At 68.1% G+C, this 24373-nt stretch carries 24 protein-coding genes and 1 pseudogene; 19 read left to right on the top strand and 6 right to left on the bottom strand.

Going from position 1 to position 24373, the window contains the following annotated elements; translation table 11 throughout:
- Positions 1-17 precede the first annotated feature (17 nt).
- Positions 18-206 (bottom strand): hypothetical protein, encoded by a 189-nt coding sequence (locus HLAC_RS01040; protein WP_012659455.1) that lies wholly within the window; start codon positions 204-206, stop codon positions 18-20.
- A 266-nt stretch (positions 207-472) separates the two neighbouring features.
- Between HLAC_RS01040 and HLAC_RS01035 the strand changes: the two genes are divergently transcribed.
- Together HLAC_RS01035 and HLAC_RS01030 are read left to right on the top strand one after the other, a co-directional pair.
- Entirely contained in the window at positions 473-2245 is a 1773-nt protein-coding gene (locus tag HLAC_RS01035; RefSeq protein ID WP_012659454.1) for an L-lactate permease, read from the top strand.
- 88 nt (positions 2246-2333) lie between these two features.
- Positions 2334-2566 (top strand): annotated as a pseudogene (locus HLAC_RS01030) (class I SAM-dependent methyltransferase); the annotation flags it as partial.
- A gap of 26 nt (positions 2567-2592) precedes the next feature.
- Here HLAC_RS01030 and HLAC_RS01025 read toward each other — a convergent pair.
- On the bottom strand, positions 2593-3042 hold the full coding sequence (locus HLAC_RS01025; RefSeq protein ID WP_049933619.1) for an acyl-CoA thioesterase: 450 nt from the start codon (positions 3040-3042) through the stop codon (positions 2593-2595).
- Positions 3043-3244: 202 nt separating this feature from the next.
- On the opposite strand from HLAC_RS01025, the gene HLAC_RS01020 reads away from it, so the two are divergent.
- The 4 genes from HLAC_RS01020 (at position 3245) to HLAC_RS01010 (ending at position 6968) form a co-directional block, all read left to right on the top strand.
- Positions 3245-3427 carry an HVO_0416 family zinc finger protein gene (locus HLAC_RS01020; RefSeq protein ID WP_012659451.1) on the top strand — a complete coding sequence of 61 codons (183 nt, stop codon included), beginning with the start codon at positions 3245-3247 and terminating at the stop codon, positions 3425-3427.
- An 88-nt stretch (positions 3428-3515) separates the two neighbouring features.
- Complete coding sequence (locus HLAC_RS19140) at positions 3516-3674, top strand: DUF7563 family protein (protein WP_008002314.1); 159 nt, start codon at positions 3516-3518, stop codon at positions 3672-3674.
- A gap of 154 nt (positions 3675-3828) precedes the next feature.
- A complete protein-coding gene (locus HLAC_RS01015) occupies positions 3829-5673 on the top strand; it encodes a UvrD-helicase domain-containing protein (RefSeq protein ID WP_012659450.1) in 1845 nt (614 codons plus the stop codon).
- Positions 5670-6968, top strand: coding sequence for a M24 family metallopeptidase (locus HLAC_RS01010; RefSeq protein WP_012659449.1), 1299 nt, complete (start codon positions 5670-5672; stop codon positions 6966-6968). Before HLAC_RS01015 ends, HLAC_RS01010 begins: the two co-directional genes overlap by 4 nt.
- A gap of 38 nt (positions 6969-7006) precedes the next feature.
- Here HLAC_RS01010 and HLAC_RS01005 read toward each other — a convergent pair whose 3' ends face one another.
- Positions 7007-7351 (bottom strand): DUF7533 family protein, encoded by a 345-nt coding sequence (locus HLAC_RS01005; RefSeq protein WP_012659448.1) that lies wholly within the window; start codon positions 7349-7351, stop codon positions 7007-7009.
- 114 nt (positions 7352-7465) lie between these two features.
- Here HLAC_RS01005 and HLAC_RS01000 point away from each other — a divergent pair, with 114 nt between their 5' ends.
- Positions 7466-8077, top strand: coding sequence for a riboflavin synthase (locus HLAC_RS01000; RefSeq protein WP_012659447.1), 612 nt, complete (start codon positions 7466-7468; stop codon positions 8075-8077).
- Between the two features lie 33 nt (positions 8078-8110).
- On the opposite strand, the gene HLAC_RS00995 is transcribed toward HLAC_RS01000, so the two are convergent.
- Both HLAC_RS00995 and HLAC_RS00990 read right to left on the bottom strand, forming a co-directional pair.
- Positions 8111-8827: a phosphoglycerol geranylgeranyltransferase gene (locus HLAC_RS00995; RefSeq protein WP_012659446.1), complete on the bottom strand. Its 717-nt coding sequence runs from the start codon at positions 8825-8827 to the stop codon at positions 8111-8113.
- Positions 8828-8901: 74 nt separating this feature from the next.
- On the bottom strand, positions 8902-9981 hold the full coding sequence (locus tag HLAC_RS00990) for a tubulin/FtsZ family protein (protein ID WP_012659445.1): 1080 nt from the start codon (positions 9979-9981) through the stop codon (positions 8902-8904).
- Positions 9982-10056: 75 nt separating this feature from the next.
- Here HLAC_RS00990 and HLAC_RS00985 point away from each other — a divergent pair, with 75 nt between their 5' ends.
- The 12 genes from HLAC_RS00985 to HLAC_RS19135 all read left to right on the top strand — a co-directional run bounded on the left by HLAC_RS00985 (position 10057) and on the right by HLAC_RS19135 (position 23054).
- On the top strand, positions 10057-10848 hold the full coding sequence (locus HLAC_RS00985; RefSeq protein ID WP_012659444.1) for a DUF7310 family coiled-coil domain-containing protein: 792 nt from the start codon (positions 10057-10059) through the stop codon (positions 10846-10848).
- A gap of 27 nt (positions 10849-10875) precedes the next feature.
- Positions 10876-11346 carry a DUF7311 family protein gene (locus HLAC_RS00980; protein ID WP_012659443.1) on the top strand — a complete coding sequence of 157 codons (471 nt, stop codon included), beginning with the start codon at positions 10876-10878 and terminating at the stop codon, positions 11344-11346.
- A 33-nt stretch (positions 11347-11379) separates the two neighbouring features.
- A complete protein-coding gene (locus tag HLAC_RS00975; protein WP_012659442.1) occupies positions 11380-13332 on the top strand; it encodes an ATPase, T2SS/T4P/T4SS family in 1953 nt (650 codons plus the stop codon).
- Entirely contained in the window at positions 13329-15155 is a 1827-nt protein-coding gene (locus tag HLAC_RS00970; RefSeq protein WP_012659441.1) for a type II secretion system F family protein, read from the top strand. The genes HLAC_RS00975 and HLAC_RS00970 overlap by 4 nt, the downstream gene beginning before the upstream one ends.
- A 57-nt stretch (positions 15156-15212) precedes the next feature.
- The gene (locus HLAC_RS00965; protein ID WP_012659440.1) at positions 15213-15701 is read left to right on the top strand and encodes a DUF7283 family protein; all 489 of its coding nucleotides are present in this window, start codon (positions 15213-15215) and stop codon (positions 15699-15701) included.
- The gene (locus HLAC_RS00960) at positions 15682-16122 is read left to right on the top strand and encodes a DUF7285 family protein (protein ID WP_012659439.1); all 441 of its coding nucleotides are present in this window, start codon (positions 15682-15684) and stop codon (positions 16120-16122) included. The genes HLAC_RS00965 and HLAC_RS00960 overlap by 20 nt, the downstream gene beginning before the upstream one ends.
- The gene (locus HLAC_RS00955) at positions 16119-16793 is read left to right on the top strand and encodes a DUF7284 family protein (RefSeq protein ID WP_012659438.1); all 675 of its coding nucleotides are present in this window, start codon (positions 16119-16121) and stop codon (positions 16791-16793) included. The genes HLAC_RS00960 and HLAC_RS00955 overlap by 4 nt, the downstream gene beginning before the upstream one ends.
- A complete protein-coding gene (locus HLAC_RS00950) occupies positions 16787-20092 on the top strand; it encodes a DUF7286 family protein (protein ID WP_049933097.1) in 3306 nt (1101 codons plus the stop codon). Before HLAC_RS00955 ends, HLAC_RS00950 begins: the two co-directional genes overlap by 7 nt.
- Before the next feature lie 42 nt (positions 20093-20134).
- On the top strand, positions 20135-20632 hold the full coding sequence (locus HLAC_RS00945; RefSeq protein ID WP_012659436.1) for a DUF5791 family protein: 498 nt from the start codon (positions 20135-20137) through the stop codon (positions 20630-20632).
- On the top strand, positions 20629-21558 hold the full coding sequence (locus HLAC_RS00940; protein ID WP_012659435.1) for an NAD-dependent epimerase/dehydratase family protein: 930 nt from the start codon (positions 20629-20631) through the stop codon (positions 21556-21558). The genes HLAC_RS00945 and HLAC_RS00940 overlap by 4 nt, the downstream gene beginning before the upstream one ends.
- A gap of 90 nt (positions 21559-21648) precedes the next feature.
- Positions 21649-22824 (top strand): DHH family phosphoesterase, encoded by a 1176-nt coding sequence (locus HLAC_RS00935; protein ID WP_012659434.1) that lies wholly within the window; start codon positions 21649-21651, stop codon positions 22822-22824.
- Positions 22825-22907: 83 nt separating this feature from the next.
- Positions 22908-23054 (top strand): hypothetical protein, encoded by a 147-nt coding sequence (locus HLAC_RS19135; RefSeq protein WP_012659433.1) that lies wholly within the window; start codon positions 22908-22910, stop codon positions 23052-23054.
- 55 nt (positions 23055-23109) lie between these two features.
- On the opposite strand, the gene pan1 is transcribed toward HLAC_RS19135, so the two are convergent.
- The gene (gene pan1, locus HLAC_RS00930) at positions 23110-24327 is read right to left on the bottom strand and encodes a proteasome-activating nucleotidase Pan1 (RefSeq protein WP_012659432.1); all 1218 of its coding nucleotides are present in this window, start codon (positions 24325-24327) and stop codon (positions 23110-23112) included.
- Positions 24328-24373: the final 46 nt, after the last annotated feature.

The raw sequence follows: 24373 nt of genomic DNA, 5'->3' as shown, positions 1-24373 counted from the left end.
CCGTACCGTTCCCGTGTTCAGAACACGCCGGAGAACAGCACGTAGCCGAACAGCAGACACAGCAGACACAGCAGGCCGACACCGGTCGAGTAGTACAGGAGCGGGATCATGTTCAGCCGCATCACCCGTCCCTCCTGTCCGAGGAGGCCGACCGTCGCGAGCGTCGACGCGTCGTTGACACAACCGTTATCCTCTCTGTCGAACATGACGTGTGTCCTCCCTCTCTATTCGATGTGTGTAGTCTGTCAAGAATAGGTTTGAGCCCGTCGACCGCTGTGGCTCCGAGGACGACTGGCAAGAAATGTCATGAATATTCCCAGTAGATTTAAATAATGATATATCAACAATTCCCTCATGCCACTTCGTGGCAAATTCACGACACGGGTCCACAGGCGGGTGGGCCTTCGGGGTGTTACGAGTGTAAATGACAACTCCACTCTGACGGTAGGAGGTGGTTACCGTGGCTGACCCGATGCTCATACTGCTGGCGCTGTTGCCGCTCGCAGCGATCGCGATCATCATGGTCCTCCTCTACCAGCCGGCGACGATCACAATGCCCATCGCGTGGGCCATCGCGGCCGTGGCCGCGTACGTCGGCTGGCAGATGTCTCCGACATTGATCGCGGCGGCTTCTATCCGTGGGGCGTTGACGGCGACGCGAATCCTCGTCATCGTCTTCGGTGCAATACTGCTGCTGTACACACTCAAGCAGTCGGGCGCGTTCGAAGTCATCAACGCGGGCTTTTCCTCGATCAGCGATGACAGACGCGTGCAGGTCATCCTCCTCGTGTTCCTCATGGGCTCGTTCATCGAGGGGGCAGCCGGGTTCGGGACGCCGGCCGCAATCGTCGGCCCGCTACTGGTCGGACTCGGCTTCCCGCCGCTGGCTGCGGTGGTGGTCGCCCTAACCGGGAACATCCTCGCAATCACCTTCGGTGCAGTCGGGACACCGCTTATTATCGGGTTCGAAGACGTCGTCTTCGGGCAGGACCCGACAGAGACCGGCACGGCAGCGTACGCCGTCGTCCAGAACGGCGGCTATGAGAGTGTCGGCGCCTACGTGGCCCAGATCGGAGTCTGGGCAGCCGTCATTCACGCCATCGTGGGCATCGCGATTCCGTTCATCGGCGTGGCGATGATGACTCGCTTCTTCGGTGAGGAGCGCTCGCTCAAGCCCGCCATCGAAGTGATTCCGCTCACGCTGTTCGCGTGGGCCTCCTTCGTGATTCCGTACCTCCTGACGGCGTACTTCCTCGGGCCGACGTTCCCGGGACTGCTGGGTGCGATGGTCGGTCTACTCGTCGTCGGCTCGACGCTGCGTGCGGGCTACTTCCTCCCGGAAGAGGAGTGGGACTTCGGACCGCAGGAGCAGTGGCCGGACCACTGGATCGGCAAAATCGAGCCCGGAACGGGCATGGGCACCTCCGACACCGGCCAGAAGGTCGCGGCCGACGGCGGCACGAGCCGCTTCGAGGAGATGCACAGTCAAGACATGTCCCTCGGTATGGCGTGGGCTCCCTACATCCTCGTTGCGGCCCTACTGATCGTGACTCGAGTCATCGGACCCGTGCAGGGGTTCCTGTCGTCGACCGGCGTCATCACGTGGAACAACATCCTCGGAACGCCGTTCTCTGAAGGTATCGAGATATTCTACCTCCCGGGATCGCTGTTCGTGCTGGTCGCGGTCGTGACGTACGGGCTCCACGGCATGGACTCCGAGGGGATCAGAGACTCGTGGGCAGAAGCCATCACGAACATCATTCCGGCGGTCATCGCGCTGTGGTTCGCCGTGGCGACGGTGATGGTCATGCAAAAGACCGGTGCCGACATCGTGATCAACAACGCCGCAGCCGTCGATCTGGGCATGCTGCAGTTGCTGTCCCAATCCACGGCGAACCTCACTGGCCAGCTGTTCCCGTTCTTCTCGCCCTTCATCGGCGCGTTCGGCGCGTTCATCGCCGGTTCGAACACGGTCAGCGACATCCTGTTCGGCCTCTTTCAGTTCGAGGCGGCCCAGCAGATCGGCGCCCCGACCCAAATTGTGGTCGCCGCACAGGCGGTCGGTGGCGCAATCGGTAACCTCATCGCTATCCACAACGTCGTCGCCGCGCTCACTGTTGTCGGCCTCATCGGTGAGGAAGGGCGCGTCATCCGGCTGGAGCTGATACCGGTGCTGTACTACGGGGTTGCAACCGGTCTCCTCACACTGATTCTCGCCTACGTGGTGGTTCCGGGGACCTTCTGAAGGTACCACCACCGTTTTTTCGCGACGGCATTTTTTGCGGCCACCAACCCGTCCGAGAAGTCGTGCCATTCGCGCCCCCAATCGGACTATAGACCGCAACGAGGTGCGGCGCGCGTGGACGACGTGGCGACGACGTACGTCGCCCGTCACGATCCCAACGGCTCCGACGCCGCGCCGATCGATGATCTGCTCGCCGGATTTCCGTCCGACCCGGCCGTCCTCGACGTCGGCTGCGGCGACGGCGCGCGGACCCTCGCGAACCTCACGGCCGGCAGCGTCGGACTCGACGTGTCGCGGCGCGGGCTCGCCCCCGCGGGCGAGATTCGGGGACTCGAGGATTACTGACCTCAGCGCTCCTCGTCGGGCTCGGCAGCGAGCGCGGCGTCGCGGAGCTCCCGGCAGCGGTCCCCCTCCACCGTCAGCTCCGGCACCGGCGTCGGGGTCCCGTCGGCGTCGACGGAGACGAACACGAAGTACGACTCGGTCGTCAACTCGCGCTCGCCGGTCCGAGGGGACTCGCGGTACGCGCGGATCCGCGTGCGGAGGCTCGTTCGTCCGACCGCGTACACGTACGACTCGACGATGCAGGTGTCGCCCTGTGGCACCGGCCGCTTGAAGTCGAGCCCGTTGATCTTGGCCGTGACGCACGTCTCGCCGGCGGCGCGCATCGCCGACATCGCGCCGATTTCGTCCATCCACTTGACGACGTTGCCCCCGTGAGCCGACTCGTAGTTGTTGGTGTGGGTCGGCTGGACCCGCTGACGGTTCTCGATGTAGGTGTCGCTGACGGTCGGCATACCGGTCCCCACACGTCCGGCGCTGAAAGGGCCGTCGGCGGTGAAGGGAGAGCCATCGACGACGAAATCGATAGTGTCGGAGAGCACGCACTCGGAGCGGCTCGGAACGTCTCCCGGCGAAACCCAATTGTTTGTCGGCGTTTTCGCAGATTGAGAGAGTCGCAATAAGATATTTATACCTGAGTGGCATTCACTAACATGCATGTCTAGTAGTGCACCCAGCGCGGACGACGACGTGTTCGACGAGTTCCTGTCCGACCGCGGCCACGAGACGGAGATTGTACGCTGGGACCGATCCTATAACAAGCTCCAGTGTCCGGAGTGCGGTGCGCTACATCCCGAAGGAACCGCACGGTGTGACGTCTGCGACTGGCGCCCGACCTGACGACGACGGCGTCGCACGGCCGGTTAGCGGTTTTCTTTCGGCGTAAGTCGGCGGCAGTATTATGTAGTATCAATCGATAGTGACGAGTATGCCGACCTGCCAGAACTGCGGTTCGTTCGTCACGACCGACTACGTTCGGGTGTTCACCCCGAACGAGGTCGACCGGCCTCGGGTCTGCCCCGCCTGCGAGGACCTCGTTCGCGACGGTGCCGACGTTCGGGAAGCACGCGCGACCCGAAGTAACTGAACGCGACGCCAATCCGACGGCGCGAGCGCGACGCCAATCCGACGGCGAATATGTCGAGGACCCAACGGCAGACACAGGGACGACCCGACAGGGCGCCCTCTCCGGAACGCCCCGAGCCACGGCGTTTAAGGAGAGTCGGAGTCTGGAGTAGACAATGACCGATCCCACGGTGACGCGACTGTTCGGCGGTCCGGGCAGCGGGAAGACCACGGCGCTCCTGGACCGCGTCGAGGGGATCCTCGACGACGGGGACGCCGACGTCCGTGACGTGCTCGTCGTCTCGTACACGCGCGCAGCCGCCGCCGAGATCCGCGAACGACTCGCAGAGCGGCTCGACATCTCCCCGCGCAGCCTCCAGGGGAACGTCTGTACCATGCACGCGAAGGCGTACGAGCTGCTCGATCTGTCGCGCGGCGACGTGGTCGGCGAGGACGACAAAGAGGAGTTCTGCGAGGAGTACGGCATCGAATTCGAGGACCAGCACGGCGGCGCCGGGCGGCGGACCGCGCGGTCGACGACGATCGGTAACAAGATCATCGCCACCTCGCAGTGGCTCCAGCGCACCGAGCGTGACGTGTCCGACTGGTACGACGTGCCCTTCCAGTGGGACGTCGAGGAGGTTCGGCTCCCGCCCGAGGAGGACCCCAACGCTCAGGAAGGGAACAAGTACACCCCGACGTGGCCCTCCGACGACGAGCGGATCGACATCCCCGAGACGATCCGCGCGTGGCGCGGCTACAAGGGCGACAACGATCTGGTCGGCTTCGCGGACATGCTCGAACGCGTCGCGCAGCGCTCGCTGGTGCCGAACGTCGACTACCTGATCATCGACGAGTTTCAGGACATCACGACGCTGCAGTACAACGTCTTCGAGGAGTGGGAACCGCACATGCGGAAGGTGCTCATCGCCGGCGACGACGACCAGGTCGTCTACGCGTGGCAGGGCGCCGACCCCGACCTCCTCTTGGACACCGACGTCGACGAGGACGTGGTCCTCCCGAACTCCTACCGGCTGCCCTCCGAGATCCTCAACGTCGTCAACGCCGAGATCCGTCACATCGACAAGCGGCAGGAGAAGGACCTCCACCCCCGCAAGGAGGGCGGCAGCGTCGAAGCGATCCAGTCGCCGTCGATGCTCGAACTCGTCCGGAACGTCCGGTACACCGTCGATGACGACGAGGGCAGCGTGATGTGTCTGTTCCGCGCGCGCTACCAGATGTTCGACTTCATCGACGAGTTCATCGACCACGGGATCCCGTTCACGATGCTGACCGACGGCCGGATGTGGACGGACCGCGTGCAGGACTACGTCAGCGCCATCGAGAAGTCCGACGCGGGCGATCCCGTGAACGGACTGGAAGCCCGGCGGCTCGCGGACATGCTGCAGGACTCGGCGTTCGGCACCCACGAGCGCGACGAGTTCTACGACTTCCTCGACGACCGCGAGGAGGCGGCCGACGCCGACGACATCTCGCTCATCGAGGTGACGACCGACGAGCTCGACGCCCACATCCCGTTCATGCCCGACGCGAACAGCGCCGACGACATGGTCCGGAAGGTGACGAGCTTCCAGCGGAAGTCGATGGGCGCGTACTTCGGCGGCGACTACGAGGGGGCGGACCCGACCCGCGTCCGCGTCGGCACTATCCACTCCGCGAAGGGCCGCGAGGCCGATCACGTGTTCGTCGCGACGGATCTCACCGAGAAGGTGGTCGAGCAGATGGCCGCCTCCATCGACGACCCGACCGACGTGGACGGCATCGAGGAGTTCACGAAGACCACGAGCCCGGTCCCCGTCCTCACCGACAACGAGCGCCGGGTCTTCTACGTCGGGATGTCCCGCGCCCGCGAGCGGCTCGTGATCATGGAGAGCCTCATCAGTGGGGCGCCGACGCTCCCGATCAGCGTCCTGCTCTTTAACGAACTCCGCGACGAGCCCGCACAGGAGCTCGTCGATGAGGTGCAGGCAGAGCTGGCCGTCCCCGAACCCGAGCCGTGAACGACGGGAGCGACGACGCCGATTCGCGCGATCGTCTCCCGCTCCGCACCGATCTCACCCCGATCGTCGAGGCGGTCGCGGCCGCGGACGCCGACGCGTTCGTCACGGTCGGCGATCGGTTCGACGACGACCTTCGGTACCTCACGCGCTTTTCCGGGCCGGACCGAGCGTACGCGCTGGTGATCGTTCCGGCCGACGACGCCGGGGGCCGCGCCGTCTGCTGTGCCCCGTCGCTGTTCCGCGAACAGGCCGAACGTGAGTTCGTCGCGAGCGCGCGCAGTCGAAGTGCCGACGACGGCGGTTTCCACGACGGCGTCGCTCGCGAGGTACGGACCGAGCGCGTCGGCAACCACGCTGGCGAGCGCGCGGCGGCGGTCATTCGCGACCTGCTCGGCGGCGAGGACAGCGAACCCACCCTGCTCGTCCCCCCGTCGATCCCGCACGACGCGGCGGTGTACCTGGAACGCGCCGGCAACGCGCTCGCGTCGACCAACGCGGTCGCGAGGGCGCGAGCGCGGAAGACCGACGCCGAGATCGACCGGCTCCGCCGCGTCCAGTGCGCGGCGGTCGCGGGGATGGCACGCGCGGAGACCATGTTGGCTGAAAGCGAAGTCGTCGAGGTGGAATCCGTCGAGGATACCGACACAGAACGCAGGCCCGCCCTCCGCTGGGAGGGCGCCCCCCTGACGACCGAGCGGCTGCGGCGAGCGGTGAACGCGACGCTCGCCGACCGCGGCGTCCGCGACGCCGGCGACACCGCGATCGGCGCCGGCCCGTCGGCGGCCGACCTCCACTACGTCGGCGACGACCCGATCCGGCCGGGCGAGACGGTGCTGATCGACATCTCGCCGCGCGGGCCCGACGGGTACCGCGGCGACCTGACCCGGACGTTCGTCGTCGACGGCGACGGCGGCTGGGAGCGTCGGGCGTACCTCGCGGTCGAGTCGGCCCGAGAGGCCGCGCTCGCCGAGATCGAGCCGGGCGTCCCGACTAAGACCGTCCACGGCGAGGCCGCCGCCGAGCTGGCCGCGTACGGGTTCGACCCGAACGCGGGGGAGGGCGAGGCCGGGTTCACTCACGGCGCCGGCCACGGCGTGGGAGTGAGCCTCCACGAGTCGCCGTCGCTGTCGGGTGCGGGCGAACTGCGACCGGGCCACGTCGTCACGGTCGAGCCCGGCGTCTACGACCCGGACGTCGGCGGTGTCAGACTGGGGGACCTCGTCGTCGTCACCGAAGACGGGTACGAGGTGCTGGCCGAGTACCCGTTCGGGATCGTGCCGAACGAGCGCGAGTGAATGGAGAAAGAGATCTCACACCCGACCGCCGCCGACGCTCACTTCTCGACCGCGGTCGCGTCCTCGTGCGTCGCGTCGGTTGCCTCGTCTTCGGTCGACGAGCCCTCGACAGAACCCGCATTGTCCGGTCCCGTCTCAACAGTATCGGGCATAATGAGTTCGCGGAGCTGCCGGGGAAGCAGTCCCGTGAGCAGTCCCCGCAGGATCCGTCCCGGGTCGAGAAAGTACTGGGGGAGCACGACCATCGCGGCGGCGACGGCGAGTAGGCCGACGCCGAGCGCGACCTCGCCGGCGAACAACCGGACGATCGCGTAGTTCGCGAGCGGGAGGGCGAATATCAGCGACGCCGCCAGCCCGATCATGTCGGTCAGTCCGAGCCTCATTGGGACCGAGTTGGCTCCCGGGGGTCAAAAGGGGCGCGGCGTCGCGGAGCGCGACTCCGGGCCGATCCCAAGCGAACACCGAACCGATATGTGTCGCCCGCGTCCAGTTCCGATATGTTCACCGGCATCGTCGAGGACACCGGAACCGTCCGCGATCGGACCGAGACCGAGGACGGGCTCCGCCTCCGGATCGCCGTCGACGGGTTCGACGACCTGCATCACGGCCAGTCGATAAGCGTCAGCGGCGTCTGCCTGACCGTGGAAGAGTACGACACCGGTACCGACAACGCGGACGGCGACGACTGGTTCGAGGTGTTTCTCGCGAGCGAGACGGTCGCGAAGACGTACCTCGGCGAGATCGGCGCGGGCGACGCGGTCAACGTCGAGCGCGCGATGCCCGCCGACGGGCGATTCGACGGCCACGTCGTGCAGGGCCACGTCGACACCGTCGCCGAGGTGACGGCGATCGAGCGCGTCGGTGAGGACTGGCGGTTCACCTTCTCGATCCCCGAAGGTCACGGTGACTACCTCGTCGACAAGGGGTCCGTGACGCTCGACGGCATCTCGCTGACAGTCGCGGAGAAGCGGACCGACGAGTTCGACGTCGCGATCATCCCGACGACCTACGAGCTGACGACGCTCTCGGAGAAGTCGGTCGGCGACCCGATTCACCTCGAAGTGGACGTGATCGCAAAGTACGTCGAGAACATGGTGGACGGATACTGACGCGGAGTCGAATCCGTCCCGAAACCACCCGACTCAGGCGTCTTTTGCGTCCTTCGCGTCCTTCGCGCCCTTCACCGTCTCACGGACCGCGTCGACGCCCTCGTCGTGGAGCAGGTCGCCGACGACGATAACGTCGCTGTGGGCGGCCATCTCGTTGGCCGACTCGTAGCCGTGGATCCCGCCGCCGTAAAAGAGGGCGGCCTCATCAAGCGCGTCGTGAGCGGCGGCGACCTTCTCCGTGTCGCCGAACATGCCGGAGTACTCGACGTAGACGATCTCTTGGCCGAACATGCGCTCTGCCACCTTCGCATAGGCTTCCACGTCGTCGGCGCTGAGGTCACAGTTGGCCTCAGTCAGCTGAGCGACCGACGCCTCGGGGTTCATCACGATGTACGCCTCGGTGTTCGTCCGGTCCCAGTCGAGGTCGTCGATGCGGACCCACTCTTTGTGCGCGCCGGTGATCCAGAACGGGCCGCCGGCGTTGAACACGGTCGGGATCAGGTAGCCGTCGAGGGCGGGCGAGTCGATAACGACACCCGGATTCGATGGCTCCTGATAGAGCGGCACGTCGTACTCGGCGGCGGCGTCGACGACGCGGCTCATCTTCTCCGCGGTGACGTCGAGGGTCCCGCCGATTTCGATCGCGTCAGTTCCGGTCCGGCAGACGTCCTCGAAGGTCTCGTTCCCGTGCAGCTCCTTATCGGGATCGACCTTCAGCACGTGGTCCCAGTCGTCCCACGGGTTGTTCATCGGAATCGACTCCACCGGGCGGAACCAAAAAGGTGCGGAACCTGTCTTGCCGAAGTTCGGATCGGGAACCGAGACTACAGCAAGTCGTCAAGCTCGTCGTTCTGGAACGCCTCGGCGGGATCGGGCTGTTCCTCCGGCTCGTCTCTCACCGCCTGTCGCGCGCGTTCGAGGAATTTCTCGACGCGGCGCGAGCGCTCGACGCCTCCGAGGAGAACCAAGGCGGCCACCCGGTCGGAGTCGAGCGGGAAGTCGCCGCCGCGCACCTGCATCGACCCGGTCTCCTCCTGTAACCACTTGCGCGCCTTTTCGGCTCCCTTCCGAGAGATTCGGTCGGGATCACCCGCGATAGCGACTAAGGCGGCGTCCGCGTCAGTCGCGTTCGGAAGCGACATTCCGGTCATCACCGCGCTCCGAACCGCGCTCATCACGGTCGTAACGTTCTCTTCGGCGTCTTCGGCGGCGGGCGCGGACGAGAAACCGACCGCGGCCATACCGCCGGCGCGCAGCGTGTTTATCACCTCGCTGGTGTCGATGACCGACTCGGCGACCCCATCGACCGACTCACCGGCCGCGAGCAGGAGTCCGACTCGCTTCGCCATTGAGGCGTTGATCGCCGCGTAGCCGCCCTCGACCGACTCACCCGAGGAGCGCCACGCGTCGTTGTCGAGCAGGATCGTCGCGTCGGCCTCACGGACGAGCGTCTTCAGCGACCGGCCGGCGTTCACCTGATACATCTCCCCCTCGTCGCGGCCGGGGAGGACGCCGAGCGCATACACCGGGACGTCGTACACGCGGCTCAGTTCACGGACGAGCACCGGCGCGCCGCCGGAGCCGGTGCCGCCGCCGAGCCCCGCGACCACGAACAGCGCCTCCGCGTCGGCGTTCACCTTCGATGCGAGCGCGTCCAGCACCTCGACGGAGTCCTCCTCCATCACCTCGGCACCGAGTTCGTTGTCGCCGCCGACGCCGTGACCGTTCACCCGCGACTGGCCGACGAGGACCGTGTCGAGCGGGAGCGGCTCCAGATCCGCCGATGCCGTGTTCACCGCGAGCGCGTCGAGCACCGCGCCGTAGCCGGCGTCGGCGTCGAACTCAGCGAGTGCTGTCGTGAGCTTCCCACCCGCCTGTCCGACGCCGAGGAGGACCGCTTTCATGATCGTATGCTCACCGACCGGTCGTAATACCTTTTCCCCCGAGTTTTAAGTAGGGAACCGCGGCCAGTCGGCCGCGTGACCGACGACACTCACGATCGCGACCGGGCGTTCGCCGACGCCGGGGAGCCACCGGAGACGACGGGCGATGGTCGTCGAGGCGTATCAGCAGCGAGAGGGGGCACGGAGCGTTCCGGGCCCGATCAGACCTCGCTCGCCGGCAAAAATCGGAGCACAGTCGCCGGTTCAGATACCGAGCCGAGCGCTGAGCCGAGCGTCGATCCGAACACCGAGTCGAGCGACGACCGGGTCGAAGAACGGCTTCGCGCAGTCGAGCGGGCGCTTACCGGGACCGACGACGCCGTCGCAGACATCGGCGACGGAGCGGCCGCGACCGCGGAGCGTGAGGAGCTGTCGACACGGCTCGACGACCTCGAAGCGCGCGTCGAGGAGCTGGAGGCGGCGACGCAGGCGATCAGGGGGTACGTCGGATCGATCCGGGCGGTGAACCAAGCGGTCGAGCGCCGCGCCGACCTCGCGCTCGCCAGAGCGAGCGAGAACCACGGTGCGGGCGAGAAGGCAGTCGAAAACGAGGGCACGCTCACTGACGATGACACGACCGCGGGCGATGACTCGATCGCCGGTAGTGGAACGACTGCGGACGACAACACGGGCGCGAACGACGATACACTCGACGGCGTCGTGCCGAGTGAGACCGCCCTCGACGCCGCCGTTCCGTCAGAGCGACAGCGAGAGAACGGGACGGGAGCGGCGTCCACGTCGGCAGTCGACCCCGGCGAAGCGGACGGCGATCGAGCGGACGACTCGTGGCGCGCCGGCGCGCTGGATCGGCTCCGTGACTCACTGTAAACGCCTTCGTACCGTGAGGACGAGCCAGTGATCCGCGTCGTCCTCACGGTCCTCGTCGCGGTTGCGCTCCTCGCGGCCTCGATGCCGGCGCTGGAGGACGCCCGCGTCAGCACGACCGACGATCGGCTCGGAACCGAATCGGACCGCGTCGAGCGAGCGATCGGCGGGCTCGTCTCCGGGTCGATGAGCGTCTCAGATCCGTCGCTCGCAGCCCGGACGACGGTGACCATCCGAGCGCCGGCCGGCGTCACCGCGGCGCGGATCGGCCGCCTCGCGCTCGTCGAGACGGAACAGTCTGGAAACGAGTCCGGCGCCGCGCTCCGGTATCGGATCGACGGGGGCCGCGACCGGACTGTCCCGATCGTCTCCGACGCAGTGACCGCGACCGTCGAGGTCGTCGACGGGCCGATTGCGCTCCGAACGCGCGGCGAGAGTCGTCTGGACCTCCGCCTCGTCGACGACGGCGGCCCGATCGTCCGGATCACGCGGATCGAGTGAGGATTTATATACGATACGGCGGGCACGCCCGCCATGAGCTTCGATCTCCCTTCGCTGTCGCGGCTCGGTGGCGACGACACGTCGCTGCGCTCGCTCCCGTGGCTCGACGGCGACACAGATAGCTGTCAGTGCGATCCATCGTTCAGAGAGCCAGTCGGGACCGGTGTTGACGACCGAGTGGTCCTTTCAGTGGACGCCGACGACTGCCCCGGGCGCGGCGACCTCGCGGCGAGCCCCGCCTGCCTCGCGACGGTCGTGGAGACGCTGACGGAGCGCGACGCCGACGTGATCCGGACGCACCACGCGGGCCGAGAGCGAACCTATGCCGGGCGGGCCGCGGCGTGCCTGATCGCCGCCGGGCGGTTCCGAGAGCAGATCGAGTTCCACGAGACGCGGCTCGCGGAGCGCGTGACCCGAGAGCCTATCGAGGCAGCGCGGGAGGCGAGCGGCCGCGAGGGACCACCGAAGCGGATCGCCGCGGAGACCGGACTGGCCGAGACCGTCGCTAGCGCTGAGGAGACCGGCGACGTGTTGCGAGCGCACGCCGGTCCGACGATCGCGGCCACGCGCATCGCGTCGGCGCCGCCGCCGGATGCGGCGCTCGTCGACCGATGGGAGATCGATACCGGCGCGACCGTGCGACTGTACGAGGGAGCGGGACCGCTTCGGACGTACCACCTCACGCCCCCCTCGGCCCGGCTCGACGACGAGGCCGTCGAGCGGCTCGCCGACGCCAAAGACCGACTGCTCGATGACCCAACCGGCGGCGACAGGGCACCAGGGCGAGCGGTGCGGTCGATCGCGTCGGCCGGTGACCCCGTCTCGACACTGGTCGACGTGCTTCGACGACACACGCGCGGATACGGCGCGTTCGAGCACGTGTTCGCTGACGACCGCGTGAGCGACGCGACGCTGTCGGCGCCCGTCGCCGAGAATCCGCTTCGGGTGGTCGTCGACGGGGAGCGGTGTCGCACCAACGTCAGGCTGCCGCCGGAGGGGGCGGCGACGTTGGCGTCCCGCCTTCGGCGGACGAGCGGGCGAGGGTTCTCCCGAGCAAGTCCCACGCTCGACGCGACGATCGAGGCCGAAGCCGGTCGAGTTCGGGTCGCAGCGACGACGGCCCCCGCCAGCGACGGCCTCTCGTTTACGTTCCGCCGCGGTGACCCGGACGCGTGGACCCTCGCGCGGCTCGTGGATGGAGGGACGATCACGCCCGCGGCCGCTGGGCTCCTTTCCGTGGCCGTCAAGCGAGGCGTGACTGGACTCGTGGCCGGCGGCCGCGGCGCGGGGAAGACGACCGCGCTTGGGTCCCTCCTCTGGGAGCTGCCAGCCGAGACGCGATCGATATTGATCGAGGATACGCCGGAGCTGCCGGCCGCCGCGGTGACTGCGGCCGGGCGCGACACCCAGCGGCTCCGAGTGGGTGACGGCGCAGAGCCGTCACCGAGCGAGGCGGTGCGAACTGCCCTCCGGCTCGGCGGTGGTGCGATCGTCGTCGGCGAGGTCCGCGGCGAGGAGGCAGCGGCGTTGTACGAGGCGATGCGCGTCGGCGCGGCCGGCGAGGCGGTCCTCGGGACGATCCACGGCGAGGACCCCGCCGCGGTCCGAGAGCGGGTCGTTACCGATCTCGGCGTCTCCCCATCCTCGTTCGCTGCGACCGATCTGATCGTTGTGCTCGACGATCATCGCGTCGAGACGATCGCCGAGGTCGTCGGTCACGACGGCGAGGCCTCGTTCGAGCCGCTGTTCGAGCGAACCGGATCAGGGTTGGTCTCTACCGGCCGGATCGATCGCGGGGAGAGCCGGCTCGTCGAGTCGCTCGCAGAGACCGACGAATCGTACGCATCCGTCCGCGACGCCGTCGATCGGCGGGGAGAGAGAATCGGTGAGGCAGCGAGAACCGGCCGGATCACGCCGGAGCGCTACGTCGGCCGCGACGGCGACGGCTGGCAGAGGACGGACAGCCTCGGCGGTGGCAACCAATGACTGGTCCGGATAGCGATCTCGACGGCGCTGCGCGACGCAGTGCGACGGACGACGGTGAGGGGTCGGCCGAGCTCCGTCGAGCGATCGCGTTCCTCGGATGGGAGGCGACGAGCGCGCGTGTGATCGAAACGGGATATTGGGCCGGCGTGGGAGTCGGTCTCACCTGCGCCGTCGTCGTCGCGTTCGTCTCTGGACCCGTTCCCGGCTTGTTGTCCGGACTGGCGGGCGGTCTCGGAGCCACGCACATCGCCCATCGGGGCCCAGTGTGGCTTGCCTCGCTCCGGCGGACCAGAGCGCTCGGGGCCGCGCCCGGACTCGTCGGACGGCTCGTGTTGCGAATGCGGTTGGACCCGTCGACGGAGCGTGCCGTTCGATTCGCCGCACGGACTGGCGACGGACCGCTGGCCGACGGCCTCGCGCGCCACGAGCGAGCGAACACCGATGGACCGACCAGCGGGCTCCGGGCGTTCGCCCGCGAGTGGCAGCCGTGGTTTCCGGCCATCGATCGGGCAGCGGCGCTCGTCCGAACGGCGGCATCAGCGCCGCCCGAGCGTCGAGGGCGGTGTCTGGACCGCGCGCTCGATGCAACAATTTCCGGAACGACGGACCGACTTGCCGCCTTCGTCGGGGAAGTCCGCAGCCCCGTCTCGGCGCTGTACGCGTTCGGGGTGTTGCTTCCCCTTGCGCTCATTGCTCTCCTTCCGGCGGCTGCCGCGACGGGCGTCCCAATCGGTCCCGGCGTCGTCGCGGCGCTGTACCTCGGCGTGCTGCCGGCGGGACTGCTCGCGGCGTCGGCATGGCTGCTCTCCCGTCGCCCGGTCGCGTTCGCGCCCCCGAGTATCGACGAAGACCACCCGGATGTCCCGGAGAGAGGAACTCACGCCGCGGTCGCCGGATTGGGAACCGGAGCCATCGCCGCCGTCGTTACAGCGCGGTTCGTCTCCGGATGGGCCGCTCCGGTCGCAGGGGTCGGCGTCGGAGCCGGCGTCGCGCTGTTCGTTGCCGTTCACCGCCGCAGAGCGGTGCTGTCGAACGTCCGTGCCGTCGAGCGCTCCCTCCCAGACGCGATGACGGTGATCGGCGGCGACGTGGCCGAGGGCGTCGCCGTCGAGACCGCAATTGCGAACGCCGGCGAACGACTCGACGGCGCCACTGGGGAGCTGTTCGAGCGCGCTGGACGGCGGAGCGACACGCTCCGCGTCGACGTTCGGGAGGCGTTCCTCGGCCGGGGCGGTCCGGCGGTTCCGGTTCCGTCGCCGCGGGTGCAAGGCGCGGTCGCGCTGCTCGCCGTCGCCGGGCGTGAGGGGCGTCCCGCGGGCGACGTGCTGCTCGAACTCGCCGACCAGTTGGAGGAGCTGCGCGAGCTCGAAAACGATGCGCGACGACAGCTCGCGACCGTGACGGGAACGCTGACGAACACCGCGGCGGTGTTCGCGCCGCTCGTCGGCGGGGCGACAGTCGCGTTGGCCACCGGAATCGACGCGGTCGACGCTGGGGGACTCGGCGCCGGAGCGACGGCCGGCGCAGACGCGCTCGGCGGTGCCGGTGGTGTCGGTGACCCGGGCACAGTCGGTGCCGAAGCGAGCGGAACGACGAGCGGGGCGGGTGCAAAATCGGACAGCGCCAGCGCACTCTCGGTGCCCGTGCTCGGACAGATCGTCGGCGCGTACGTGTTGATCCTCGCGGCGCTGCTCACTGCGTTAGCGACAGGACTCGAACGCGGGTTCGACCGGACCCTCGTCGCCTATCGGGTTGGAATCGCGCTCCCGACCGCGGCCGCGACGTACCTCGTCGCTTTCCTCGGTGCCGGACTGCTGCTGTAGCCAGACGAAGAAGCGTCGGAGCGATCGTTTAAGTACAAAGCCGCGGCCAGCCGCCCCGTGTTCGAGACCAACCTCGACGCCACCTACGCGTGGATCGGCTTGGCGATGGTGAGCGTCGCAACCGCCGGCGTCGTCGGCGCGTTCCCGGCCTCGCCGCCGCCGGACGCGAGCGGCGTCGCACACACGATCGACTCGATCGCGGACGACGAGTATCCAGCGAGGGCGGAACACGGACTCGCCGCAAACCGTATTCGACTCACCACCGGGTCCGTCGCACTCGATGGTGGAGGCGGGACCGCGCGAGCGTCCTTACGTGCGCCGCGGATAACGCCGGTCCCGACGGAGCGACGAGAGACTACCGAGGGCGACGGTCTCCGTCGAGTGCTCAGCGGCGTTCCGCCGGACGCGGCGTTCGACGATCCGGAGGAGTTCGCAGCCGCCGCCGAGCGCGCCCGGAGAGGCGATCACGAGTGGCGTCCGGCGCCGGATCGGCTGACAGTGAGACGAGTTCATTACGGGGAGGTCCATGTCACGCTCGTCGGATGAGCGGTTCCTCCGCGGGGAGGGGACCGAGAGCCGCGCCGCGGTCGAGCCGATCGCCGCCCTGGTTGCCGTGCTCGCCGTCGGAGCGGCGCTCGGGTTGTACGTCGGCGCGCTCGACGACGCGGCGCCAGATCGAGAGCGTCCGACCGCCGAAGCGACGCTCGATCGGGTCGAGCCGGCGGTGACGACGGGCGGCGTCGTCGATCCGGAACGGTTGCGCGGTGTCGGCGAGTTCCGGTTCGGCGCAACCGTCGAGATCCAGGCCGACGGCGAGACGTGGACGGTCCGGTCCGGCGACGAGGCGCCGGTAGCAGAGGCCGCTCGGGGCACAGACGCAGTCGCGGTCGCCGAGCGGCCGGTAACGGTTAGCGTCGAGCCGGGACGGAACATCCGCGGAACGCTTCGGGCGGTGGTGTACCGGTGACCAGCACTGTACTCGACGTGACGGTGCTTCTCCTTTGTGTCTCCGCGAGCGTCGTCGCGCTCGGTGCGGCTGATAGCGACCGCAGGGCGGCGGGACCCGAAGTCGCCGAGGTCGCCGATCTGATAGTGACGGAAACAGTAACGGTGACGTACGCGTCAGCAGAGGCGCCGAACGGAACCCGGACGGTCCACGCGACGCGCGCCGAGCTGCTGGCGCTGGTGGCGGCCGAAAACGAAGGAGGCGGCGGGAAACGTGCGGCGAGGGAGGCGTTCGAGTCCGAAGCGCTGGCCGCTATCGATCGGGGGATCGGACCGCGGACGCGGGTCGACGCGGAAGTGAGAACGTTGGACGAGACTGAAGACGAAGCCGAGGGCGAAACGGGGGCTCCTTCGCCCGGCATCGTGGTCAGAACACCGCGCTGGGCGTCGAACGGGTCTGTGGCGCCGACGACGGGCGGAACAGGAATCCCGTGGCGTATCGATCGGAGACACGGAGAGGCCGGTAGCCCCGAAACGGAAGACCCGACTGCCGGGTCCGAGTCGCCGGACCCAGTCACCGTCGGGAGCGAGCCGCCGCGGGGCGCCGATGTCACAGTCGCGGTGATCACGCACCCGGCACCGAACGCCGCGGACGCCGCCAAATCGGTCAGAATCGTGATTAGGAGGTGGTGAGCGTGGGAAAGCTATCGCCGGGAACGAACGCGTCGTGTTCCGGAACGCGGTGTCGGTCCTTCACCGTCGACGAGCGTGCACGAGTCCCGTTCGCGCTGATCGGTGTTCTCCTCCTCGTGACGAGTTCGACGTACGCCGCAGGGATCGCAGATCAGGGACTCATCGGCGAGGACCGGAGTGTGGAGCGCGCCGTCGAGCGCGTCGACGCCGATTCTACCGCCGCGCTCAGGGCCGCAGCGCGTCAGGCCGCGCACGACGCGGCCGCAGAGCCGGTGACGCGAGCGCCGGACGGATCAGCCGCCGGCTCGGAAGACGGACACGGATCAACCGCAGTCAGGAACGGATCGGCCTTCGAAGACGCGTTCCGGATCCGGCTCGCGATCGCCGGTTCCGAGGCGCTGGCAGCCGTGGACGCCGAAGTCGGTGACGTGACGGCGACGGCGTCGCTACCGGCGGTAGACGGTCCGAGTGAGCTGGCGGCGGCGCGCGATCGAATCCGCGTCGAACCCGCCGCGAACGGAACAGCGACACGGGTGACGTTCGAAGGGGTAGAAACAACCGCGACGCGGAGCGGACGCACCGTCGTGGAGCGAACGGAAGACCGGACAGTCGTGGTGGCCGTGCCGACGCTCGCGGCACATGAGCGGACGGAGCGGTTCGAGGAGCGGCTTAACCGGGGTCCGGTCGAGGGGCCGGGGTTGGGGCGCCAGATCACCGCAAGTCTCTACGCGATGACATGGGCGCGCGGGTACGGGCAGTACGCGGGCGCGCCGGTCGAGAACGTGCTCGCGAACCGCCACGTGGAGCTGTCGACGAACGCGGGGATCGTCCGGACGCAGCGTGACGTGTTCGGCACGAGCGACCCGAACGCACGCGGGGGAGTGGCGCGCGCGACGGCGCGGACCGGAGTCACCGACCTGCTCAAGCCGACCGGCGTCGACGAGGGGTCGTGGACCGAGGCCGTGCTCAGCGCGCCGACACCGGGGGTACGCGATGGTCCGGGCGAGAGAGACGGTTCGGGCGAGAACGACACCCCGGGCGATCAGCCGAGCGAGGACGCTGCGTTCGAGTTCGGAGAAGAGCGGACGGACGAACGGACTTCGGTTCCGGTCGGCCGTGCAGCCGACGAGGGGGCGACGCGCGTCTACGACGATCTTGACGCGATCATCGAGAGCGCGTATCGGGTCGAAGCACGCGTCGAGACGTCGACGACGCAGGTTGTCGACGGCGGGCGTCCGACGCCGCCGACACCCTCTCCCTCGGAATTCACGACGACCGGCGACTGGGAGCGCGTCGACCTGACACGGACAGAACGGTCGCCGATCATCTCCGGATCCGGCGTACCGGAGGGTGTCCCGTCGGGAATCGTCGACCCCGGCGAGCGTGTCTCGTTCGGCCTCGAAACCCGCGAGGCGACCGTCAAGCGCGTTGCGGTCGCGGAGTGGGAGCGAGTGACGGTCGAGCGCGGCCCGAACGGGAGCGTCGTCGACGAGCGGGTCCATCGGGCGACCACACGCGACGCGGTGACCGACCACTATCGGGTAAGGGTGTCGGTATCGGGGGAACACGCCCCGACCGACGGAGCGCCCGACCGGGCCACCGCGACGTTCGGCGCGGGCGACGCGAGCGACGGTCCGGACCTGCGCGACACGCCCCCGATCGCACGGGTCGACCTCGATGTCGACACCGAGAACGGCGTCGATCGGATCACCGAAGACGCGATCAGCGGTGGGGAGGTGACGCGATCAACGACCGTTGTCGGCTCCCGATCGGAGGCCGATCGGAACGCCGTTGCGGCCGACGTGGCCGCACTCGCGAGCGACGTGCGCGACATCGAGACCGAGGCGTCGATGGAGGATGCAGCGGTCGGCGAGGCGGAACCGTACGCCGATCTCGCCGACGCAATCCGCGACCGACGCGCGGAACTTGTCGACGCGCCGGTGACGTACGACGGAGCCGCTGATCGGGCCGGAACCGCTGCCCGCACCGCGTATCTCGACGCCGTAATCGACGAGCTCGAGTCCGCCGCAAGCGACCGCGAGCGCGCGACTGACGGGTTCCTCGACCGCGTGAACAGCGCCTTCGACGGCCCTGACGTTGGCGACGCTCTCGCCAGCCGAGAGGCCGCCCGCGATTCCGGGACGTACGCGATCGGCGAGGACGGCCCCGGCGGAGCGGTGACGTTCGAACCGAACGGCTCTCCGGGATACCTCCCGCGGACGACCGTCGACGGGGAAGCCGTCGACGGCGTGGATGGGACGACGACGCGACCGCTCGCGGTCCGCAACGTGAACTACGTCACCGTGCCGTACGGGGAGGTGTCGAGCGGCGTCGTCGATCGGATCCTCGGTACCGAGGACACGGTACGGGTCGGAACTGCGGGCCGGTCGCTCCTCCTAGCGAACGATGCGCTGGCAGCGGACGACGATCCCGACCTGCGAGCAGATCGGGATGCACTTGCCCGGCAGATAGACGGGTCGCTGGACGAGGTTGACGGGGCGCTCGGATCGACACTCCGCGTCCGGACCTCGCTGTCGCGAGACGAGCGACGCAGAGCGCTCGACGAGGCCGCCGCGAGCTACGGTTCCCCCGGCGAGCGTGCGGTTGCCGTCGGAGACGGATCCTATCCGGATCGCGTCGCCGCCGAGGCCGCAAGCGTCGGGTCGCTGTCGCGGGCGGCCGAAGAGGCGCTCGCCGCGAACTTACGCGTCGCGACGCGGACCGCGGCCGGGAGGGACGCGGTTCGGGTCCCGACCCGGTTCGTCGACGAGACGACGAGCGGAGCGCGGGTGTTGCTCAGAGACCGGATGGAAAAGGCGGTTGAGAACCAAGCGGCGCGCGCGGGCAAAGCAGCTACCGGAAAGGTGAGCGAGAAGGCTGTAAAAGAACTGGGCGAAAAGTGGTCGATGAAGCCCGCTCGAACCGTCGGCGCAGGGCTCCCAGTCGCGCCCGTTCCGGGGTACTGGGTGACGACGGTGAACGCCTGGCGCGTGCAGATCCGCGGGGAGTACCCGCGATTCGCGCTGCGCGCCAATGTGGGAACACCCGATAAACGCTTTACGTACGTCCGGAGCGAGGGCGATGTGACCGTCGACGTGGGCGGAGAGACGGTGCAACTGGGCAAGACGGAACCGATCGCGTTCGAGGCCGAGACGGTAGTCGCCGTCGCGGTCCCAGCCGGCCCGCCCGGTGTCGGCGATGTCGACGGAACTCGCGATGAGCGGTCAGGGGGATGGCCATGCCCCGGCGCGATGGGGGAATCGCCGTCGGGCGGCGAGGGGAAGTGTTCGAAGCCGTGACCCGACCGCAGCCGTTTTGAGACGCGGCGACCGAGGGGGACCATGTTTCACGAGGTCGTCGCCGACGGCGCGACGGGAGTCGAGAGCGGCGCGGGAGAGACGCAGAGCGGAGAGACTGAGGACGGCGAGTCGACCGACACGGACGAAGTGACCGCTGCGGCGCTGTTGGCGTCGTTTGAGACGCTGCTGAGCGAGGCGGCCGCGGAGGTCGGCCGCGACCGACTCGTCGATGAGACGGGGCTCGATGGAGGTGTCATCGACGCTGCCGTTGACGGCGACGCCACGGAGATTCGGCTCGAAGACGGAGCCGCAATCGTCGCCGTATCGACCGACCGCGACGGCGACGCAGTCGTCGCCGAGGTCCGCGACCACCTACTGATGGGGATGGCGACGGCGGTGCTCGACGTGGACACGATTGCCGCCGCGATCGACGCGGATCTCACCGGACAGGAGGTCCAGCAGGCGCTTGAGGGGCGCGCTCCGATGACGCTCGGGCAGCTGGCGGAGATCATGGCGGTCATCGAGCGACGGAAGTCATGAGGGTCGTCGTCGTCGGCTGCGGCTACGTCGGCCTCGAACTCGCCCGACAACTCGCCGAGCGCGGCCACGCCGTGACGGGCGTCCGGCGATCGGACGCCGGGCTGGACGCGATCGAGTCGGTCGGAGAGGCGGTAGACGGCGGCAGAGATCTGGGCGAAGTGGACGCCGTCCGCGCGGACGCGACCGATCCGGCGTCGCTCGACGCGCTCCCCGAGGCGGACACGGTCGTGTTCGCGGCCAGCTCCGGCGGTCGCGGCGCCGCGGCCGCCCGCGAGGTGTACGTCGACGGCCTCCGGAACGTGATCGAGGCGTACGGATCGCGGGTGGAGACGCCAGACAGGCTCATCTACACCTCGTCGACGGGCGTGTACGGCGACCACGACGGCGCGTGGGTCGACGAGGAGACGCCGATAGAGCCCACGACCGACAAGACCCGCGTCCTCGCAGCGGCGGAACGGATCGCGCTAGAGACGGCGGCCGAGTTCGGGATCGACGGGACGGTTGCACGGTTTGCGGGGCTGTACGGCCCGAACCGCTACCGGCTTGAGCGCTACCTCGATGGACCGGTCACAGCCGGATACCTCAACATGGTCCACCGCGACGACGCCGCCGGGGCGGTCCGGTACCTCCTCGAAGCGGACTGTGCTCGCGGCGACGCCGTCCTCGTCGTCGACGACGAGCCGATCGACAAGCACGCGTTCGCGGACTGGCTGGCCGACGCGTGCGGCGTGCCGCGGCCGGCGAAGCGGTCGAAAGCGGATCAGATCGCGAACGGTGATCTCTCCGCCGCGGCCGAACGGCGGATCCGGACCAGCAAGCGCTGCTCGAACGACCGCCTGCGGGCGCTCGGCTACGAGTTCACCTATCCGACCTTTCGCGAGGGGTACCGCGACGCGGTGCGGACGTTCAGAGCGGCGAGCGAGTGAGCTCGCGGTTGGCGTGGCCGGTTCCGTCGTTGCCGGCGAGTCGAAACGGTAACGAACCTTGATGTACCGGGAGCGACTCGACCGGCACGTATGTGGTCTCTGAGCGTGACCGACGACCGACTTTCGCAGGCGGAGGCGATGGCTCGAGAGAGCCCGGAGTTCGTCGTCGCGGCCGCGGTCGTCGCGATCGTCGCGATCGTCGGCGCGTACGTGCTGTTCCGCGTTCGCAGGACGCCCGGCGTTAAGTTCCACCGCCTGTTGGCTGAGCGCGATGAGATCGCGGTGCTGATGCACCCGAACCCGGATCCGGACGCGATGTCGGCGGCGCTCGGCGTCGCCTCGCTCGCGGAGCAGCTCGACGTCGACGCGACGGTACAGTACCCCGGACAAATCCGTCATCAGGAGAACCGGGCGTTCCGCACGGTGCTTGACTTGGAGCTGGACCCGATCGAACACGTGAGCGATCTGGCCGCCGAGTCCATCGTGCTAGTCGATCACAACGAGCCGCGGGGGTTCGCCGGTGCCGACGGCGTGCTTCCGCTCGCTGTCGTCGACCACCATCCCGGTGATGGCGCCGGCGAGGCGTTCACTGACGTACGAACCGACTACGGCGCGACGGCCTCGGTAGTTGCGGAGTACTTCCAGCAAAACGACGCGACACCGGTGCCGCCGGACAAGCACGCAAGCGAGACGGACAGCGACCTCACGCTCCCCACCGACACGGCGACCGGGCTCTTGTACGGGATTCTCACCGACACCAAACATCTCACGGTCGGCGCGAGCGAGTCCGACTTCGCGGCCGCGGCGTACGTGTACCCCGGCGTCGATCAGGACCGGCTCGACCGGATCGCCAACCCGGCGGTCGATGCGGAGGTGCTGGAGGTGAAAGCGCGGGCCATCGCGGGCCGCCAGATCGAGGGGTCGTTCGCGGTCGCCGACGTCGGGGGCGTGAACAACGTCGACGCGATCCCGCAGGCAGCCGACGAGCTGATCCAACTGGAGGGAGTCAGTGCCGTCGTGGTCATCGGAGAGCGCGACGGGACGGTTCATCTCTCCGGCCGGTCACGGGACGACCGCGTCCACATGGGCAACGCCATCGGATCGGTCCTGTCCGACCTCGACAACGGCAACGGCGGCGGCCACTCGCGGATGGGCGGCGGAACGGTCGCTCCGACGATCGATCCGGCGGGTGACGAGGAACCGGAGACCGTGGACCGCGACGCGCTCACAGACGACCTGTTCCGTGCGCTGGCGGGCGACGTGTAAGCGGGAAGATCGATCAGAAGAGAGGAGTGCTCCGGGGCGGAGCCGTCACCGATGTTTAAGTCGACGGCGGCGAAGCCACGGGTATGGATCTCGACCTCTCGACACGCGGTCTACCCACCGACGACGGGTGGCGCGCGCTCGCCGGTGTCGGCGTCGGCTACGCGATCGCGACCGGACTGATATTCGCGCTCTTCTTCATCGTTCCGTACGTGGTCCTGCGAGCGCTGTAGCGACTAGCGACGAGGTGGAACGAACAAGCGGTAAAAATCGGGGCAGCGAGCCGCGTCAGGCGAACGCCAGCGAATCGTCAGCGCCGGTCTCGTCGTCCTGCTGGAGCTTCTCGTGAGCCCCGAGGAAGTCGTCAAGCGTAACTTCGGTGCGGTCGTCGCGGATCGCGAACATTCCGGCCTCCGTGCAGATGGCCTTGATGTCGGCGCCCGAGGCGTCCGGCGTCATCTCGGCGAGCTCGTCGAAGTTGATGTCGCTTGCGAGGTTCATCTTCCGGGTGTGGATCTGGAAGATGATCTCGCGACCCTCGGTGTTCGGCTTGGGGACCTCGATGAGGCGGTCGAACCGGCCCGGACGCAAGATTGCCGGGTCGAGCATGTCGAAGCGGTTGGTGGCGGCGATGATCCGGACCTCGCCGCGTTCGTCGAAGCCGTCCATCTCGGAGAGCAGCTGCATCATCGTGCGCTGGACCTCGGCGTCGCCCGAGGTCTTCGAGTCAGTCCGCTTCGAGGCGATCGCGTCGATCTCGTCGATGAAGAGGACGGCCGGCTGGTTCTCGCGGGCGACCTCGAACAGGTCGCGGACCAGCTTCGCGCCCTCACCGATGAACTTGTGGACGAGCTCGGAGCCGGCCATCTTGATAAAGGTGGCGTCCGTCTCGTTGGCGACCGCCTTCGCCAGCATCGTCTTCCCCGTGCCGGGCGGCCCGTACAGTAGGACACCGCTCGGCGGTGTAATGCCGACATCTTCGAACATATCGGGGTGTTCGAGGGGCATCTCGACGGTCTCGCGGACCTCCTGCATCTGCTCTTCCAGTCCGCCGATGTCAGCGTAGGTGACGTCGGGGGAATGTTCGACCTGCATCACGCGGGCGCGCACGTCCGTTTCCTTTTCCAGCTTCTTGACGACGGAAAGCGAGTTGTTCACCGCGACCCGGTCGTCCGGGTTGAGCTTCTCCCGCATCTCGGCGGTTATCTCGGTGAGTGCCTCCTGATTGTTCCCGTGCTGTTTGATAACGGCGCCATCGGGCGTGATCTCTTGAACCGTCGCCACGAACAGCGGGGACTGCTTCAGCTTCTTGTTCTCGTGTGTGAGCCGTTCGAGCTTCTGCTGGTACTTGTTGTTCTCGGCGTTTGCGTCGAGGAGCTTGTCGCGCATCTCCTCGTTTTGTGACTCCAGCACGTCGAGCTCCTCCTGGAGGGACTCGATCTTCTCTTGTCTCGACGCCGACCCCTCATCGTAGGGCAGCTCGACGTCGTCGACGGTGTCGGTCATTGTGCGTAATAAAGCGTCTCGCGCGTAAGAGGTTTCGGGTGGGGGA

The sequence above is a fragment of the Halorubrum lacusprofundi ATCC 49239 genome (assembly GCF_000022205.1).
Lineage (GTDB): Archaea > Halobacteriota > Halobacteria > Halobacteriales > Haloferacaceae > Halorubrum > Halorubrum lacusprofundi.
The sequence above is the reverse complement of the archived record's forward strand: the minus strand, read 5'-3'. Positions and strand labels throughout refer to the sequence as shown.

Coding starts and splice junctions, on each gene's coding strand:
- HLAC_RS01040 (WP_012659455.1), bottom strand. CDS start 206: ATGTTCGACAGAGAGGATAACGGTTGTGTCAACGACGCGTCGACGCTC.
- HLAC_RS01035 (WP_012659454.1), top strand. CDS start 473: ATGCTCATACTGCTGGCGCTGTTGCCGCTCGCAGCGATCGCGATCATC.
- HLAC_RS01025 (WP_049933619.1), bottom strand. CDS start 3,042: ATGCCGACCGTCAGCGACACCTACATCGAGAACCGTCAGCGGGTCCAG.
- HLAC_RS01020 (WP_012659451.1), top strand. CDS start 3,245: ATGTCTAGTAGTGCACCCAGCGCGGACGACGACGTGTTCGACGAGTTC.
- HLAC_RS19140 (WP_008002314.1), top strand. CDS start 3,516: ATGCCGACCTGCCAGAACTGCGGTTCGTTCGTCACGACCGACTACGTT.
- HLAC_RS01015 (WP_012659450.1), top strand. CDS start 3,829: ATGACCGATCCCACGGTGACGCGACTGTTCGGCGGTCCGGGCAGCGGG.
- HLAC_RS01005 (WP_012659448.1), bottom strand. CDS start 7,351: ATGAGGCTCGGACTGACCGACATGATCGGGCTGGCGGCGTCGCTGATA.
- HLAC_RS01000 (WP_012659447.1), top strand. CDS start 7,466: ATGTTCACCGGCATCGTCGAGGACACCGGAACCGTCCGCGATCGGACC.
- HLAC_RS00995 (WP_012659446.1), bottom strand. CDS start 8,827: ATGAACAACCCGTGGGACGACTGGGACCACGTGCTGAAGGTCGATCCC.
- HLAC_RS00990 (WP_012659445.1), bottom strand. CDS start 9,981: ATGAAAGCGGTCCTCCTCGGCGTCGGACAGGCGGGTGGGAAGCTCACG.
- HLAC_RS00975 (WP_012659442.1), top strand. CDS start 11,380: ATGAGCTTCGATCTCCCTTCGCTGTCGCGGCTCGGTGGCGACGACACG.
- HLAC_RS00970 (WP_012659441.1), top strand. CDS start 13,329: ATGACTGGTCCGGATAGCGATCTCGACGGCGCTGCGCGACGCAGTGCG.
- HLAC_RS00960 (WP_012659439.1), top strand. CDS start 15,682: ATGTCACGCTCGTCGGATGAGCGGTTCCTCCGCGGGGAGGGGACCGAG.
- HLAC_RS00945 (WP_012659436.1), top strand. CDS start 20,135: ATGTTTCACGAGGTCGTCGCCGACGGCGCGACGGGAGTCGAGAGCGGC.
- HLAC_RS00940 (WP_012659435.1), top strand. CDS start 20,629: ATGAGGGTCGTCGTCGTCGGCTGCGGCTACGTCGGCCTCGAACTCGCC.
- HLAC_RS00935 (WP_012659434.1), top strand. CDS start 21,649: ATGTGGTCTCTGAGCGTGACCGACGACCGACTTTCGCAGGCGGAGGCG.
- HLAC_RS19135 (WP_012659433.1), top strand. CDS start 22,908: ATGGATCTCGACCTCTCGACACGCGGTCTACCCACCGACGACGGGTGG.
- pan1 (WP_012659432.1), bottom strand. CDS start 24,327: ATGACCGACACCGTCGACGACGTCGAGCTGCCCTACGATGAGGGGTCG.